Origin of the sequence: Jeotgalibaca ciconiae (genome assembly GCF_003955755.1) — a bacterium.
Taxonomy (GTDB): Bacteria; Bacillota; Bacilli; order Lactobacillales; family Aerococcaceae; genus Jeotgalibaca; species Jeotgalibaca ciconiae.
In genome coordinates, this window is the sequence record NZ_CP034465.1 from 2,599,290 (window position 1) to 2,616,695 (window position 17,406).

General features: G+C 36.0%; 12 protein-coding genes. 10 read left to right on the top strand and 2 right to left on the bottom strand.

From position 1 onward, the window contains the following. Positions 1-60: 60 nt before the first annotated feature. From EJN90_RS12070 to EJN90_RS12090, 5 genes are all read left to right on the top strand, one after another. Positions 61-2,847, top strand: a complete 2,787-nt coding sequence (locus EJN90_RS12070; protein WP_126111588.1) for a helicase C-terminal domain-containing protein — start codon at positions 61-63, stop codon at positions 2,845-2,847. Between the two features lie 76 nt (positions 2,848-2,923). Next, positions 2,924-3,403 (top strand): cell wall elongation regulator TseB-like domain-containing protein, encoded by a 480-nt coding sequence (locus tag EJN90_RS12075; RefSeq protein ID WP_126111590.1) that lies wholly within the window; start codon positions 2,924-2,926, stop codon positions 3,401-3,403. A gap of 15 nt (positions 3,404-3,418) precedes the next feature. After that, complete coding sequence (locus EJN90_RS12080; protein WP_126111592.1) at positions 3,419-4,612, top strand: pyridoxal phosphate-dependent aminotransferase; 1,194 nt, start codon at positions 3,419-3,421, stop codon at positions 4,610-4,612. Between the two features lie 38 nt (positions 4,613-4,650). Beyond that, on the top strand, positions 4,651-5,934 hold the full coding sequence (gene asnS / locus EJN90_RS12085; protein ID WP_407657543.1) for an asparagine--tRNA ligase: 1,284 nt from the start codon (positions 4,651-4,653) through the stop codon (positions 5,932-5,934). A gap of 74 nt (positions 5,935-6,008) precedes the next feature. Further along, on the top strand, positions 6,009-6,704 hold the full coding sequence (locus EJN90_RS12090; protein ID WP_126111596.1) for a DnaD domain protein: 696 nt from the start codon (positions 6,009-6,011) through the stop codon (positions 6,702-6,704). Positions 6,705-6,916: 212 nt separating this feature from the next. On the opposite strand, the gene EJN90_RS12095 is transcribed toward EJN90_RS12090, so the two are convergent. Further along, positions 6,917-9,529, bottom strand: a complete 2,613-nt coding sequence (locus tag EJN90_RS12095; protein WP_126111598.1) for a PBP1A family penicillin-binding protein — start codon at positions 9,527-9,529, stop codon at positions 6,917-6,919. Positions 9,530-9,541: 12 nt separating this feature from the next. Continuing rightward, entirely contained in the window at positions 9,542-10,153 is a 612-nt protein-coding gene (recU, locus tag EJN90_RS12100; protein ID WP_126111600.1) for a Holliday junction resolvase RecU, read from the bottom strand. A gap of 293 nt (positions 10,154-10,446) precedes the next feature. On the opposite strand from recU, the gene tig reads away from it, so the two are divergent. From tig to dnaG, 5 genes are all read left to right on the top strand, one after another. Next, the gene (gene tig / locus EJN90_RS12105; protein ID WP_126111602.1) at positions 10,447-11,727 is read left to right on the top strand and encodes a trigger factor; all 1,281 of its coding nucleotides are present in this window, start codon (positions 10,447-10,449) and stop codon (positions 11,725-11,727) included. 280 nt (positions 11,728-12,007) lie between these two features. Beyond that, positions 12,008-13,249, top strand: a complete 1,242-nt coding sequence (gene clpX / locus EJN90_RS12110; RefSeq protein WP_126111604.1) for an ATP-dependent Clp protease ATP-binding subunit ClpX — start codon at positions 12,008-12,010, stop codon at positions 13,247-13,249. 79 nt (positions 13,250-13,328) lie between these two features. Continuing rightward, a complete protein-coding gene (yihA, locus tag EJN90_RS12115; RefSeq protein WP_126111606.1) occupies positions 13,329-13,913 on the top strand; it encodes a ribosome biogenesis GTP-binding protein YihA/YsxC in 585 nt (194 codons plus the stop codon). 95 nt (positions 13,914-14,008) lie between these two features. Next, the gene (locus EJN90_RS12120) at positions 14,009-15,283 is read left to right on the top strand and encodes an MFS transporter (protein WP_126111608.1); all 1,275 of its coding nucleotides are present in this window, start codon (positions 14,009-14,011) and stop codon (positions 15,281-15,283) included. A 247-nt stretch (positions 15,284-15,530) separates the two neighbouring features. Next, the gene (dnaG, locus tag EJN90_RS12125; protein WP_126111610.1) at positions 15,531-17,390 is read left to right on the top strand and encodes a DNA primase; all 1,860 of its coding nucleotides are present in this window, start codon (positions 15,531-15,533) and stop codon (positions 17,388-17,390) included. Positions 17,391-17,406: the final 16 nt, after the last annotated feature.

Sequence of the window (17,406 nt, forward strand, 5' to 3'; positions counted from 1 at the left end):
TTTAGTAAAATAGAGAAAGTATAGTAGATAAGATCAGTTGAATTGGAGCATTAAATAAAAATGAGCTATGAAAATGAAATTTACGCAGTTGTTGATTTGGAAACAACCGGTTCTAGTTATCGAAAAGGAAATAAAATTTTTCAAATAGGAATAACGATGGTGCAGAACGATCAAATCATCCAAGATTATAATTTTACAATAAATCCTGGACAAGCCATTCCACCTATGATTAAAGATTTGACAGGTATTAAAAATAAAGATGTAAAAAACGCGCCTTATTTTGAGGATGTTGCACCATATGTCCATAATTTATTGGAGAATTGTATTTTTGTAGCACATAATATCGCTTTTGATTATCATTTTTTAAGTGAGTCATTTGTCTCAGTTGGATTGCCAGCTCTCAATCAAAAAGGAATTGATACAGTAGAATTAACAAAAATTCTATTTCCAACATTAAGCAGTTACCGCCTTTCAGACCTTTCCAAGTTTTTTGGAATTGAGCATGTGAATGTTCATGATGCTGCTGGAGATGCGAGAGCAACAGCTGAATTATTTATTGAATTAAAGAACAAGGCGGTTCATTTACCACTAGTCACGTTAGAGAAGCTTGCTTCGCTATCCCCGCATACTCAAAAAGACAATCAAATCTTCTTTGAGACATGTTTGGAAATAGCGCTTAAGAATAAACAAGCACTATCGGAAGAAATCATAATTTTGAACGGCATTGCATTAAAAAAGAAAGATACATTGATTGAGCAGACTGCTCATCGGATGAAAAAAAATTTGAACGTTGATTATTTTTTAAGTCCAGCTTTTTTAAAACAAATCGCTTATAAAAAAAGAATGAATCAACAAAAAATGATGAATCAGATTGATACATTTTTTCATCAATCAAGTAGCGATATTTTAACGATAGAAGCTCCAGCAGGTTTTGGAAAAACCTATGCTTATTTAATACCGGCAATTTTAACTGGCAATCCTGATAAAAAAATTGTGATTAGTACTTCTACACTGTTGCTGCAAGAACAATTACAAGAACAGATTAATCAACTACGTCATGAATTACCGTTTTCTTTTAATGTTACTTCTTTGAAAAGCAAAGTGCATTTCATTCATCTGGAGCGTTTTGCAGAAATCGACTTAGATAAATTATTAAGTATCGAGTCGTTAGTGATGATGAGCGTTTTTGTCTGGTTAACAGAAACGACTACGGGGGATTTATCTGAATTAAGTTCAAGTCATAAAGCTGGAGGCTTATTAGAACAAATAGTCTATCAAAGAGAGGATGGCTTACTGTCGTCTAAATGGTTAACAGAGGATTTCTTGCAACACTATTATAGAAATGCAGAACAGGCGAGTATTCTTATAACCAACCATGCATTTTTAACCCATCACTTTGAAGATATTTATAAATTATGTGGGGAAGAAAAACCATTTTTAATTGTTGATGAAGCGCACCGTTTACCAACCATATATCAAGAAAGTAAAAAAGTTTCGTTTGCTTTAACTTCTATAAAACGTAAAATTCAAAAGTTTTTAAGCGATGTGAGAGGGTATCGAGAGCATTTAGAAAATAAAGCGACCCAGCCTTTTCCGCATTATGAATTAATTAACCTTGAATTTTCCCTGTCTCAGCTTGCTGCTAGTTTGACTGTCTTAGAAAATCATTTAAGTGAGATTATTTTTGAAAATGAATTTAAAAAGAGCGCTAAGAAAAAAAATGAACAAAAAATTGCCATTGACAATGATTTAATCGTCCGACCTGGATTTCAGAGAAAATTAAAACAAATCACAAGGCAAATTGATGAAGTAATTTTAACGGGTGTGCGGTATAATGAATCGGAATCAAGTTCTGATCAATCGGAGTTTAACCAAAGAATTACTAAGTTTAATCGCACGATCGATCAAACGAAAACGAAGCTGGAATCGTTCAGTCATACTGAAGAATTTGACTTCTATTCTTTAATTTATTATTACCAGGCTGTCCATATGTTTTATGAGATTGAAAAATCAAAGTGGAACATGGGCGCAGAATTACAGAAAAACATCCAAAGTTTTTTTGATAAGACGATTTATATTAGTGCATCCTTATTGCTAGAAGATGAATCTAACTATATGAAACGAAAGTTAGGCATAGAAGGTTTAAAGACTTCTTCTTGCTCCTACAATGAGCAGCAGAATAGGCAGCTTCAGATTATTGTTCCTAGCGATATTCAAAGCGTGGCAGAGTTCGATTATCACGAATGGATTCACATGACTGCTACATTAATCATAACAATCATGATGAAGAATCAAAATAAAGTATTGGTTTTGTTTAATTCGAACCAGGCGCTAGAAGACGTTTATAACAAGATTAAAGAAACAGAAGAATATAAGCAGGATGAATTAGATGTTCTTGCACAAGGATATACTGGAAGTAGAAAGAGAGTCCATCGACGTTTTTCAGAAGCATCCAAAGTTGTCTTATTAGGCAGCGGAATGTATTGGGAAGGAATTGATTTTCCTGATCAAGCGGTTGATGTTTTATTAATGGTACGCTTACCGTTTGATTCTCCAGATAGTCCAGAAAATAGAGCTATATCTCAATACTACCATCAAGTTGGGGAGAATAGTTTCCAGCAAGAAATGTTGCCGAAGATGATGTCCCGACTGGTCCAGGGAGTAGGGCGAGTCAGTAGAAAAGAGAATGAGATGGGATTGTTAGTTTGTTTAGATACACGAATGCTACACAGTTCATATGCTCATAAAATTAAACAAGTATTGCCAACAGGAATAACCATTACTGGATTGCCACTGCACTTAATCGAACAAGAAGTTGAAAAATTTAATAAAAATCGAATGGACTAATTCCTTTTTTTATTAAATTTGAGTATGATTAGTAAAGTAGATGTATCAGACAAATACATAGGAAGAAGGTACTTTTTTGAAGAGAAATTTTATAATGGGACTGATAGGTGTTCTATTTGTGTTGATTGTCAGCTCTTATTCTTTTTTTTTCTATTCACAACAGCCAATGGTTCAAGCAGAAAAGGAAGTTTCAAAAATTGCGGAAGAAAGTGCTGACATTCAACGTGTAGATAATTTTTACTGGTACAATGGAAGTGATGATACATTCTTCACTGTAGCGGGATATACTTCTGAAGATCGCTATTTGTATGTCGTGGTAAAACAAAATGGTGGAGAAGTGACCATACTGGATTCCCAACAGATAGTTACAGAGGATGAAGCAAAGTCCATATTGCAAACGATAAAGGAACCGCAAAAAATTCTTGAAGCACGACTGGGAATGGAAGCAGACGAACCATTTTGGGAAGTCGCATACAGAGATATAGATGGAAAGTTAGGATATGTATTACTTTCTGCTAATACAGGTGAACTCATGAAAGAATATAAAAACATATAGAATGGGGCGAGGGATATGTTCCGGATTTCAAAAAGAATGTCTGTAATTGAAGAATCTCCTACTTTAGCTACTTCAGCTAAAGTGAAAGAAATGAAAGAGAAAGGAAAAGACATCATCAGTCTGACTGTGGGTGAACCGGATCTAGAAACTCCTAAAGAAGTTAAAGATGCGGCAGTTGCAGCGATTCTAGATAATCGGGCAAATCACTATACTCCGACTGCTGGGATTATGCCATTAAGACAAGCGATTGTAGATTATCACAAAAAGTATGATAAAATCGAGTACGAAGCAAGTCAAGTAATTGTTACAGAGGGTGCAAAAAATGCACTTTATACCTTATTCCAAGTAATTTTAGACCCAGGTGATGAAGTGTTGATTCCCTCTCCTTATTGGGTAAGTTATACAGAACAAGTAAAATTAGCAGAAGGCGTGAATGTCTTGGTTACATCCACACCTGAAAACCAGTTTAAAGTAACGGTAGCAGATTTAGAGAGCAAGCGAACAGAAAGGACAACAGCCCTTGTTTTAAATTCACCTAATAATCCGACGGGAACTGTTTATACAAAAAAAGAACTAGAAGCGATCGGAAATTGGGCAGTAGAACATGGTATCATTATCGTGGCTGATGAGATTTATTACAATCTTTGCTATAACGGCAATGAAGCCGTCTCGATGGCGTCCATTTCTGACAGAATTAAAGAACAAACAATTATCATTAATGGTGTATCGAAAAGTTACGCTATGACTGGCTGGCGCATTGGTTATGCGATTGGAAATAAACAAGTAATCAGTAAGATGATTGAACTTTCAAGTCACTCGACATCTAATCCTGCCGGCCCAAGCCAATATGCTGCTTTAGCAGCAATAAGCGGTGATCAAAAATTTGTTACTGAATTAAGAGAAACATTTGAGAAAAGATTAAATTATTTTTATCCTTTAGTTGAAAAAATTCCTGGTTTTAAAGTTACCAAACCACAAGGAGCATTTTATATTTTTGCAAATTGTAAAGAAGCGGCAGAAATAGCTGGTTATTCTTCCGTATCAGAGTTTGCTTTAGCTTTGATTGAAGAGGCACAAGTAGCTGTGGTAGCGGGAGAAGGATTTGGCTTTTCTGATTATATTCGTATTAGTTATACGCTAGAAGAAAAGCAACTAAAAGAAGCTGTAAACCGCATCAATCAATTTATGGAAAAAAAGACCAAAGGATAAAAGAGCGAAGGGGAAATAAGACGTTGGAACGAATTACAATGAAGCAGGCAAATGAATATGTTGGAAAAGAAGTAAAAATTGGAGCATGGGTTACAAACAAGCGTAGCAGCGGGAAAATTGCTTTCCTACAGTTACGTGATGGAGAACATTACTTCCAAGGTATTGTAGTAAAAAATGATGTCGGACCTGAGATATTTGAAATCGCAAAATCACTGACACAAGAAACATCCGTTATCCTAGAAGGAATTGTCCAAGAAGATACTCGTTCAAAACTTGGTTACGAGTTACTTGTAAATAATATTGAGGTAATCGGAGAAAGCCATGAATATCCGATTACTCCTAAAGAGCACGGAACGGAATTTTTAATGGATCATCGTCATTTATGGCTGCGTTCTAGCAAACAACATGCGATCATGAAAATTAGAAACGAAATTATTCGGGCAACTTATGAATTTTTCAATAAAGAAGGCTTCCTAAAAATAGATCCACCAATTTTGACAGGTAGTGCTCCAGAAGGAACAACTGAATTGTTCCACACGGAATATTTCGACCAAGAAGCTTATCTATCTCAAAGCGGACAGCTTTATATGGAAGCAGCGGCTATGGCGTTTGGAAAAGTATTTTCATTTGGACCAACTTTCCGCGCTGAAAAATCCAAAACACGTCGTCACTTAATTGAATTTTGGATGATTGAGCCAGAGATGGCATTTATGTCCCAAGATGATAGTTTAGTTGTCCAAGAACAATATGTAAGCTATCTTGTACAGTCTGTGTTGGATAACTGTAGTATATACTTAGATGTGTTGGAGCGTGATAAAGAAGCGCTCAAGAAGTACACAGATCTTCCTTACAAACGTATTTCTTATGATGATGCAATAACTTTATTGCAAGAAAATGGCTTCGATGATATCAAGTGGGGCGATGACTTTGGTTCTCCGCATGAAACATTTATCGCAAAGCAATCTGAGAAACCTGTTTTTATTTTGAACTATCCAAAAGCAATTAAACCATTTTACATGAAAGAGCACCCGGACCGTGATGATGTTGTTCTTTGTGCAGATTTAATTGCTCCAGAAGGATACGGAGAGATTATTGGGGGAAGCGAGCGAGAAGTTGATTATGAGAAATTAAGTAAACAAATTGAAAAATTTGGTTTAAGTACAGAGGAATACAGTTGGTATCTTGACTTAAGAAAATATGGTTCTGTTCCTCATTCAGGTTTTGGGCTTGGATTAGAAAGAACAGTTGCTTGGATTTCTGGTATTGAACATATTCGTGAGTCAATTCCATTCCCTCGTTTATTAAACCGTATTTATCCATAATCAAATAAAAAAGGTGGGACAGCAATGAGGTAAGTGCTGTTCCACATTTTTTTAAGAAAGAAGGATTACGCTATATGAATGACCACTTGGAGTTATGGCTAAATTATGGTCACACAGTAATAAATAATAGTTTGTTAGAAAATTACATGGCAATCGGCTTGAATGAGACGGAATTAGTTTTTGTTATTCAGTTGCAAAGTTATTTAGACCAGAACATTTACTTTCCTAATATGGGAGAGATTGCCAATCGAATGGATCGGAAAGAGTCTGAGATTTTCGCTATTCTGCATTCTTTAATTCAAAAGAACTATATTTCTATTACAACAGAAAAAGATGATTTTGATAAAGTTGTTGATCGGTATTCTTTAATACCGCTATATAAAAAACTAGGCATGTTGTTGACGAAAAAGAGCGAACAAACAAAATCTTCTGAATCAGACATAAATTTATTGGAAATCTTCCAACAAGAGTTTGGAAGGTTGCTTACTCCGATTGAAATGCAAACAATCGGTGAATGGCTGGATACGGATGACTATTCGAAAGAACTTATCCTTGAAGCGCTTCGAGAAGCTGTTTTAAATCAAAAATACAGTTTAAAATATATTGATCGTATTCTTCTCTCGTGGGATAAGAAAAATATTCGTTCGTCTAATCAAGCAAAAGAAGAAAGCAAACGATTTGCTAATCAACAATATACACAAGGAAGAGATTCGGAAGAAGAGCCAGAAGAAGAGATGATACCGCTATTTAATTGGCTGGAAGAAGAATAAAAAAGTCTTGATAACTGTTTTAAAACGGTTATCAAGACTTTTTTGTAGACTAGGGGATTATAAGTTCAGCCATCAATGTCTAGCTCCCAAGTCCTGACCTAGTGAAAAAAAGATAAATTTGCCCCATTGCGCGCTTCGCTGCTCATTCAGGGTCAAATTTCCTATTTTTTCATAGGCCAAGGCGGACTTGTCCGCTTTTCTTATTGGATGAATTAAGCAGCTTCCTCTTCGTCTGCTGGATTCTCCTCATTTTCCTCTCCGGGCTGTTGTTCTTCCTCGGATTCTTCAGATTCCTCAGATTCAGGAGGAGTAGGTTCCGGTTGTTCCTCAGAAGATTCTTCGGATGAACTTTCTTCTGAAGAAGATGAACTAGATTCTGAACTACTTTCGCTAGAAGAGTTTTCCTCATCGTTTTCTTCTTCTTCCTCTTTCTCCTTATCTTCCTCAATTGTAATAGAGATAGAGGCTGCTGGAGAAGTGCTCGATCCAATCTTGGCTAATAAAGTAATCTTTATATTACCTTTTGCAGGATTTTTGATGACAACTTCTGTATTGGTCGTATTTTGTGTTTGCGATCCAGCAGTTATCGTATATTGTGGCGTGCGATTATCGTCTTCGGTGCTTGATTTATATGCGTCCCAGCTAATTGTCAGCTCGTCTTTGTCCTTGTTGTAAACGGCTTTTAAGCCTGTAGGTGCTTCAAGTTTTTCACCGTATTTCTTTGATATCTGCGTAGGTTCATAGCCTTTAACGAATAATTCAGTAATCGTCATATTTGAAGGGGTATTTGGACCTGGTTTCATAATAGGGCTCGTATATTTTTCCATAGAAGCTTCTACGACAGAATCAGGTTTTGTCCAATCAGTATTTTCAACGTCTTGGGAAACATATCCCATCAACTCACTATAAATATATCTTGTGATTTTTCTTGTTTCATAATCTAAGTAATTTCCATATTCTAGTGGTTGAGCGTAACCTAACCACACTGATATGGCATAATTAGTTGTATAACCAACGAACCAAGAATCTTTTCCAATGTTTTCAACTCCGATGCCACCGACAGATTCTAATTCATCCTCAAGATAATCCGTAGTACCCGTTTTACCAGCATGAATCAAGCCTGCTACATCAGCTTCAGGAGCGCTTTGAGGAATAACATCTTTCAACATGTCCGTAACCATGTAAGCAGTTGAATCTTTCATTGCTTCTGTGCCATTTGGCGAGAATTCAAATATTTCGCCATCAGAAGTGGTAACTGACTGAACTGTGTAAGGTTCATAATAAGTTCCGCCATTTGCAAAAGCACCATAGGCGGCTGCCAAGTCAACGTTTGAAATTTCACCACCGATCGCATTTGAATCTACTAATTCTTGCTGGCCATCGTTGTATATTTCAATACCCAATCCATTTAAAAAGGAATTAGCATTATCAAAGCCTACTTCTTGCAACAGTTTTGCAGAGGGGACATTTCGAGAATCCACCAAAGACTCACGTAACGTCATATCTCCTTTAAAGAGTCTATCATAGTTATAAAGAGGTGTACCATCAGAAGGGTACGACCATTCTTCATCAACAATCAGACTTCCTGTTGAATAATTTAAGTATTCAATTGCTGGACCAAAGTCGATTAAAGGCTTTATTGTAGAACCGACACTGCGTACTGTTTGGTCTGCATAGTTTACAGCTAATTGATTATTAATTTTTCGGTTACCAATAACGGCATTCAAGGCTCCGGTCTCAACGTCAACCATTGTTACTGCTGTTTGCAATTCATCATCCGGAAATTGAATATAGTCATCTGAATTGACGATATCATATAAGTGTTGCTGGGCATCCATGTCTAAGTTTGTTTGAATGGTTAAGCCGCCCATCTCTACATCTAAGCCAGTCTTTTCGCGAACTTCGTCCATTACCATTTGAATATAAGAGTCAACGACAAGAGAGTAGTCAGCATCATTTGAGTGATCAACGAGGTTTTCCGTTATTGGCATACTTGCTGCTTCATCTCGCTCTGCTTGCGAAATTTTTTCGTTTTCTACCATCATGTCTAAAACAAGGTTTCTTCTTTCTTCTGTTTCTTCTGGACTTATATAAGGATCATAAAAATTCGGAGCTTGCGGCATCCCGGCCAAAATAGCTGCTTCAGAGAGGTTTATTTCATTTAATTCTTTTCCAAAGTAATACTCAGCTGCTGTTCCCATACCATAAGCATTATTTCCCATATATACTTTATTAATGTAGAGTGCGAGAATCTCATCCTTATTTAATTCTTGTTCTAGTTGAACAGACATCCACGCCTCTTGTGCTTTTCTTTTAAGTGTTTGATCTTCTTCTAAGTGGGAGAAGTAGGAGAGCTTGATTAGCTGTTGTGTAATCGTACTTCCACCTTGAGAGATGCCTCCGCCTTGAATATTGGCAAATAGAGCACCTACAATCCGGATGGGGTCAACACCGATATGTTTATAAAAACGTCGATCCTCTATCGAAATGATTGCATCTTGCAAGATAGCAGGAACTTCTTCCATATCAACTAAATCACGATTTTGTGCATTCGCACCAATCTCTTTTACTAAATTACCATCTCGATCTAAAATTTGAGAAGGAACCGTATCTACTAGTTCAGCGCGATTTACTTTAGGGGCGCTTGAAGCATAATAGATAAACAATCCACCCCCAGCTAAAAGACCAATGAATCCGAAGGCTACGATAGTAAGGATTATTTTCTTCCAAATACTTTTTTTCCCTCTATTCTTCTTATGATTCGTTTTTGCGGGTTTCTTTTTTTGTTTTGAACGAGACATTCTTGTCTGATCATTATTGGGCATTGCCTTTCACCTCTATTTTTTGTTCTTGATTATTTGATCAACTGCTCCCAGATAATGTAAAGAAGGTTGAAAACCATATTGTATTTCATAGCCATTCTCTTCGATAAAAGAAAGAGGAATTGACTTTCGGGAACCAGCTTTTTTCTGATTGTTCCAAAACATAGACAAATATTCGCTTTCCAAAAGAAATACACGATTAAAAATAGAAAAACAAATTAAAACAAAAGCAATGCCACCTTGCTTTTGACATTTGTCCATATGAAAAATCTGATGTTCATGGAAATTTTTTAATGGAAATGACTGTTTATTCTTTGTTTCCTTTGCTTCAAAATCCAAATAAAAACCTTTGTATACTCCGTTGAAATCCGTAGTCGAAGATTGCCGGTAGTAAGCTTCACGGATTACTGCTGCGCTCCGTTTAGGATAATCAACTTTTACAACTTGAATAGGAGTGGGTTTTTTATGGATAACAGCAATATCACGTTCAAGGTAGAATTGATTAGACTGATTAATTTCTTCTTCTAGCGTCATTCCACGTTTTCCGTATTGAACCGTCTTTGTCTTCTTTTTTTCATGGTCTGATGCAGCTGTTTTTTTATAGATTTTTCCATTTGGATAATTCATCAATTTTCTCACTTCCTCCTATTAAATTGTAGCAATCTTTTGTAGGAATGTGTAAAGTTTCGTTTAAAGTTTTTTTAAAGACAAGGAATCTCGTAGGAAAGTAGTTTTTAATGAATGGTTCAGCATAGTCTAAAGTCAATTCTGTAAGATTTTACCACCATTTTCATTTTTTTCAAGTGTTATGAAAAAGCCTTTTGTTTTTTTATTTACTTTAAAAGCTTTCTAGTGTACACTGATTTAGTATGCAATGAGAGAAACATTGCGAAAAATGATAGATTTTTGGAGGAAAGATAATGACTGCAAATTGGGAAAAAACAGGCACTAACGAAGGTGTCTTAACATTTGAAATACCTGCAGAAACAATTAAAGCTGAAACGGATAAAGTATTTAACAAAGTTAAAAAGAATATTTCTGTTCCTGGATTCAGAAAAGGGAAAGTTCCTCGTCATATTTTCAACAAACAATACGGCGAAGAATCATTATATGAAGATGCTTTGAATGCTGCTTTACCAGAAGCATATGACAATGCTGTTAAAGAAGCAGGAATTGATCCAGTTTCCCAACCTAATATTGACATCAAGAGCATGGAAAAAGGTCAAGCTTGGGTAATCACAGCTGATGTAACTGTAAAACCAGAAGTAAAACTTGGTGAATACAAAAACTTGACGGTTGAAAAACAAGATCGCGAAGTAACTGAAGCAGACGTGGAAGATGCATTAAAAGAACGTCAAGAACGTCATGCTGAACTAGTATTGAAAGAAGATGCAGCTGCTGAAGGTGATACAGTTGTTATCGATTATGAAGGATTCTTGGGCGAAGAAGCTTTTGAAGGCGGAAAAGACCAAAACCATTCACTAGAACTAGGTTCTAATTCATTCATTCCAGGCTTTGAAGAGCAATTAGTGGGTGCAAAAGCTGGCGAAGAAAAAGATGTAGTTGTTACATTCCCGGAAGAATATCAAGCTGAAGATCTAGCTGGAAAAGAAGCTACATTTAAAGTTGTTGTTCATGAAGTGAAAACAAAAGAACTTCCTGAGTTGGATGATGAGTTTGCAAAAGATTTAGATGAAGAAGTTGAATCAATCGACGAATTAAAAGAAAAAATTCGTAAAGAACTAGAAGAAAGCAAAAAATCTGTTGCTGATGAAGTTGTTCAAGAAACAGCAATTCGCCAAGCAGTAGATAACGCTGAAGTTGTGGAATTACCACATGTAATGGTTCATGACGAAGTTCACCGTCAAATGGATTTATTCTTGAATGATATGCAAAGACAAGGTATTTCTCCAGAAATGTATTATCAAATTACTGGAACTACTGAACAAGATCTTCATAAACAAATGGAAGAAGATGCAGACGTTCGTACAAAAACAACGCTTGTCTTAGAGCAAATTATTAAAGAAGAAAATATTCAAGCTACTGAAGAAGAAATCAATGAAGAAATCGAAACATTAGCTTCTCAATACAACATGGATGTTGAACGTGTACGTGGTTTAATAAGCAATGACATGTTAACAAATGATATCCAAATGAAGAAAGCTATGGCTTTAATTAGTGATTCAGCTGTAGAAGCATAAACACTTTTTGTAAGCTGGAATAAAGAGACATCTGCATCGTTTGCAATGTCTCTTTATTTTTTGACTGGATGACAAACAGAATAGTTGTGATTTGGTCAAAATATGTTAAGATTAGGTGCGTTATTAGAAAACTCACTGCTAACATAGTTTTTAATACGCTAGGTTTTTTATAAAAACCTATCAGTTAATGAATGGCACCTCTATATACTTTTCTGTTTTATGGTAAAATAGAAGAGATGAAGGGTGAAATTACATATATAAGTATGAAAGGGGAATGCATATGTTCCGAGACGATGGCACAAGCATTCATTGTTCCTTTTGCGGAAAATCTTCTGACCAAGTAAAGAAAATTATTGCTGGTCCGGATGTATACATTTGTAATGAGTGTATCGATCTGTGCAAGGAAATTATGGAAGAAGAAATTTATAGTAATGAAGACGTAGAATTTGGTGACGTACCTAAACCGCAAGAAATCCGTGAGATTTTAAGTGAGTACGTTATTGGCCAAGACAACGCTAAGAAAACATTGTCTGTAGCAGTATACAACCATTACAAACGAATCACTCAAATGAGTAACCAAAAAGAAGACGATGTAGAATTACAAAAAAGTAACATTTGCTTAATTGGTCCTACAGGATCTGGTAAAACGTTCCTAGGCCAAACCTTAGCGCGCATTTTAGATGTTCCATTTGCCATTGCAGATGCTACAAGCCTGACGGAAGCTGGTTATGTAGGAGAAGATGTTGAGAATATCTTATTGAAACTTTTACAAGCAGCGGATTATGATGTAGAACGTGCTCAACGTGGCATCATTTATATTGATGAAATTGATAAAATTGCCCGTAAAGGTGAAAATGTCTCCATCACACGTGATGTAAGTGGCGAAGGTGTCCAACAAGCATTGTTAAAAATACTTGAAGGAACCGTAGCGAATGTTCCACCACAAGGCGGACGTAAACACCCACATCAAGAGTTCATTCAATTCGATACAACAAATATTCTCTTTATCGTTGGTGGAGCGTTCGATGGCATTGAAGCAATCGTAAAAGAACGTCTAGGTGAAAAAATAATTGGTTTTAGTCCTGCAAAAACAAAAGAAGAAAGCGATAAGAGTTTGATGCAGCAAATTATTCCAGAAGATTTGTTGAAATTCGGTTTGATTCCTGAGTTTATCGGACGGTTGCCAATCATGGCTGCCTTGGAAAAACTGACAGAAAGCGACTTGGTTCGAATTTTAACTGAACCAAAAAATGCTTTAGTGAAGCAGTATCAACGCTTACTTGAATTAGACGGCGTATCACTTGAGTTTGAAGAAGATGCCCTTCTTGGTATCGCAAAACAAGCGATCGAACGGAATACAGGTGCACGTGGACTTCGTTCAATTATTGAAAATGTGATGCTTGACATCATGTATGAAATACCAAGTAGAGATGAAATCACAAAAGTAATAATTACAAAAGATATTATCGATGGAGAAGGAAAGCCTCTGCTTTATGGAGACGACCAACGATTAATCAGTTAATGAATATGAAAAGAACCAATGTATAGGATAGTCTCCCACATACATTGGTTCTTTATTCCATGAAAAGGAAGTGATTGGTATGCAAGTAACCGATGCAGAAATTATTATTAGTGCGGTAAGCCCTAAACAATACCCAACAACAGGATTACCTGAATTTGCGTTGGCAGGAAGGTCGAATGTAGGGAAATCTTCGTTTATAAATAAACTGATTAGACGGAAGGCTCTAGCACGTACTTCTAGTAAACCAGGTAAAACACAAACATTGAATTATTATTTGATTAACAAAGCTTTTTATTTTGTCGATGTTCCAGGTTATGGTTATGCAAAAGTATCCAAAACAGAACGTGCAAAATGGGGAGAAATGCTAGAAACGTATTTTACTCAAAGAGAAACTTTACAGCATGTGTTTTTAATGGTTGATTTTCGTCATCCACCAACTGCGGATGATATTCAAATGAAGGAATTTATCGAGTATTATCAAATACCGTATACCGTGATTGCAACCAAAGCAGATAAAATCCCGCGTGGAAAATGGAATCAACATACCTCTCAAACTAAAAAAGCTTTAGGGCTAAAAAATGATGATGCATTGATTATTTTCTCTTCGGAAAGTGGAGAAGGAAAAGACAAGGCTTGGAATGTGATTAGTCAATATTTATCTTAGAAAACGAGATTGATTGAAGGCAGTAGTTGCTCAAATGAATTGAATTCGATATGATTCAGATAAGTATTTGAATAAGAAATCCAAGGAGGCAATCAATGAAACGCGAACCAGCCACAAGTAGATTTAAGTATACAAAAGAGGAACGCAGTTGGATTATGCAAGATTGGGGAAACTCTGCCTATTCTATTATGATTACCACTGCTGTATTCCCGTTATTTTTCAAAGCAGTAGCAAGCTCTGGCGGATTGAGTGATGCAACTTCTACCGCTTATTGGGGATATGCAAATTCAATCGCCACATTAATTGTATCCTTATTGGCACCTATTTTAGGTGCACTAGCTGATTATAAGAATCAAAGAATGTCGATGTTTACTTTCTTTACTCTCAGTGGGATTGTTGCAACATTAGCTTTTTCATTTGCACCAGCAGGCAGTTGGCTTTATTTATTCATTTTTTATGTGATTTCTGCAATTGGTTTTTCTGGAGCAAATATATTCTATGATGGCTCTTTAATTGATGTAACAACGAATTCCAGGATGGATCGAGTTTCTTCTGCTGGTTTTGGTTGGGGCTATATTGGCAGTTCAATCCCTTTTGTTATATTTATTGCTTTCCAATTAACAGGTGTTCTACCTGTATCTCAGACAACCTTGATAAAAATGGGTTTTGTGCTGACAGCAGTATGGTGGTTTGTTTTCACAATTCCTTATTGGAAAAATGTAGAACAAAAATCCTTTATTGAAAGAGAACCTCATCTTATCAAGAATAGTTTTTTAAGATTATGGAGTACTTTAAGAGGAATCAAGGAATATCGTCAAGCTTTTCTATTCCTAATTGCTTACTTCTTTTATATTGATGGAGTTGGAACTATTTTTAAAATGGCGACTGCAGTTGGTAGCGATATTGGACTATCCGCCAATGATTTAATTGTCGTGATGTTAATTGTTCAGTTTGTGGCGTTTCCATTCTCAATTTTGTATGGTGTTTTAGCGAAACGGTTCGGTGCTAAGAATATGATATTTGTTGGTATTATAACCTATACTTTCATTTGTATTTATGCTCTGCAATTAGAGAGTTTGCAGACTTTTATTATTCTCGCGTTATTAGTCGGTACCGCACAAGGCGGGGTGCAATCTTTAAGTCGTTCTTTATTTGGACAGTTAATTCCAAAAGAACGAGCAAATGAATTCTTTGGCTTTTATAATATTTTTGGTAAGTTTGCAGCAGTTGTTGGCCCATTGTTGGTTGGTATTATTGCCCAAGTTACAGGGAATTCATTAGATGGTGTATTTGCCTTAATCATATTGTTTGTCATTGGAGGAGTTCTTCTTATTTTTGTAAAGATCCCCCATGAAAAAGAAGTTGAATAATTTTAGAAAAAAGAGTGGGAAAAAAGGCGTTTAGCCCCATCTTGAAATTTCTTTCGAGGCACCAACACCAGAAATGATAGAGCCCGCATTATTTGGGTATAGAAGGCTGGGAATTTTTCCCGGCCTTCTATACGTACAAGTTCTTCAATTCATTGAGATTGCTTAATTAAGGAAAGTTTGCTATAATGTATTTTGTATTTTTATGCCCTTTTTAATCAAAAAAAGGGTACACAAAAGAGGTGATTCAATGGCAACGCGAATACCTGAAGAAACGATTAATAAGATAAGAACTGAAACAAATATTGTTGATGTTGTCAGTCAGTATGTTCAATTGAAGAAGAGAGGGAAGAACTACTTTGGTTTTTGTCCTTTTCACGATGAACGAACTCCGTCATTTTCTGTGACGGATGAAAAGCAAATTTTTCATTGTTTTAGTTGCGGGAAAGGTGGAAATCTCTTTACTTTTTTAATGGAAGTTGAGGGATTAAGCTTTATAGAATCAGTAAAGAAAGCTGCTGAGATATCTGATCTTCATGTTGATATTGCAATTGACGATCAACCTAAAAGTGCTATTCAAAGCAAGAAAGAACAATTAATCTCTATCCATGAAGCTGCCACAGCTTATTATCATCAAATTTTGATGAATACTGTAACCGGCGAAAAAGCACTACAATATTTATTAAGACGTGGTTTTACGACAGAGTTACTTGAAGAATACCAAATTGGATTCTCACCCCCAAATAAAACAACCACTCACCAAATTTTGAAAAGAGATCATTATTCAGATGAATTGTTAAGGGAATCAGGCATTTTTTCGGATAGGACCGATACAAATGAATTGTTGGACCGCTTCGGTTCTCGGATTATATTCCCACTTAGAAATGAAAAAGGAAAAGTCGTCGCATTCTCTGGACGGACGCTTCCAAATGACGAGGAGACAAGTGATTTCGATTTTCATGAAGCGAAATATTTAAACAGTCCCGAAACGATTATTTTCTCTAAGCGGAATTTTTTGTTTAATTTAGATAAAGCAAGGTCTCAGATGCGCAAGACATCAGAAGTGGTTTTATTTGAGGGATATATGGATGTTATCTCTGCTTGGCAATCGGGCGTAACCAATGGTGTTGCTTCGATGGGAACCTCTTTAACGGAAGAACAAATCCGAGTCCTAAATAAAATTGTTGATTCGGTTACCATTGCTTATGATGGTGACAGAGCAGGCATGGAAGCAACAAATAAGGCAATTGAACTATTAAGCATAGGCAATCGGTTTGAACTATCAATATTTCCACTTCCTTTTGGAATGGATCCAGATGATTATATTCAGGAAAAAGGGATGCAGGCTTTTCGAGAAAGCATTGTGAGTCAAAGAGAGATGGTGTTCCAGTTTCATTCTCGTTTTTTAAAAAGACAGATGGATCTAGATTCTGAATCGAATAGACTTCAATACTTGGAAGAAATGTTGAAACGATTAGTAACAGTGGATTCAATTATTGAACGGGAGATGTATTTAAATGAATTAGCCGAAGAGTTTCATTTGGATGCAGCAGTTTTAAAGAAACAGTTACAAGAATACCAAAGCAACTATTTGAAAGCGCAAAAGAAAGAAACGCCTGATCAGCCGGCTCCTTCTGTAATCATTGATGCTCCTGTTAAGAAAAAATATACACAGGTGGAAGCGAGCGAGAGACAGTTGCTATATCGGCTATTTCATTACGAGGAAGCATGGCACTACTTAGGAGAAATTTCCCCTCAATTCAATTTTATTAATGAAGAGCATCAAACAATTTTTTTGCTGTATAGTGCTTTTCATGATGAAATAGGTGACATAGGCCAAATTGATCGGTTTTTAGATCGGATTAAAGAGAGTCATCTAATAAAAACGATTATTAATATTGAAATGTTAGATTTACAATCGGAAGTGTCCCATCAAGAAATAGCAGATATCGTGCATATTATTAGTTCTAAAGCTGGTTTGGAAGAACAATTAAGACAAAAAAAGCGTGATATGAAGGAAGCTTCACGTCACAATGATAAAGATAAAGCTAGACATCTCCTTGAAGAAATTATTCTTTTATCAAGAGAGTTGAGACTTGTAAAGAAATAATCCGTATTGAAATGGA

Bases quoted from the DNA above. Each gene is read 5' to 3' on its own strand.
- EJN90_RS12070 (WP_126111588.1), top strand. From the start codon at position 61: ATGAGCTATGAAAATGAAATTTACGCAGTTGTTGATTTGGAAACAACC.
- EJN90_RS12080 (WP_126111592.1), top strand. From the start codon at position 3,419: ATGTTCCGGATTTCAAAAAGAATGTCTGTAATTGAAGAATCTCCTACT.
- asnS (WP_407657543.1), top strand. From the start codon at position 4,651: ATGAAGCAGGCAAATGAATATGTTGGAAAAGAAGTAAAAATTGGAGCA.
- EJN90_RS12090 (WP_126111596.1), top strand. From the start codon at position 6,009: ATGAATGACCACTTGGAGTTATGGCTAAATTATGGTCACACAGTAATA.
- EJN90_RS12095 (WP_126111598.1), bottom strand. From the start codon at position 9,529: ATGCCCAATAATGATCAGACAAGAATGTCTCGTTCAAAACAAAAAAAG.
- recU (WP_126111600.1), bottom strand. From the start codon at position 10,153: ATGAATTATCCAAATGGAAAAATCTATAAAAAAACAGCTGCATCAGAC.
- tig (WP_126111602.1), top strand. From the start codon at position 10,447: ATGACTGCAAATTGGGAAAAAACAGGCACTAACGAAGGTGTCTTAACA.
- clpX (WP_126111604.1), top strand. From the start codon at position 12,008: ATGTTCCGAGACGATGGCACAAGCATTCATTGTTCCTTTTGCGGAAAA.
- yihA (WP_126111606.1), top strand. From the start codon at position 13,329: ATGCAAGTAACCGATGCAGAAATTATTATTAGTGCGGTAAGCCCTAAA.
- EJN90_RS12120 (WP_126111608.1), top strand. From the start codon at position 14,009: ATGAAACGCGAACCAGCCACAAGTAGATTTAAGTATACAAAAGAGGAA.
- dnaG (WP_126111610.1), top strand. From the start codon at position 15,531: ATGGCAACGCGAATACCTGAAGAAACGATTAATAAGATAAGAACTGAA.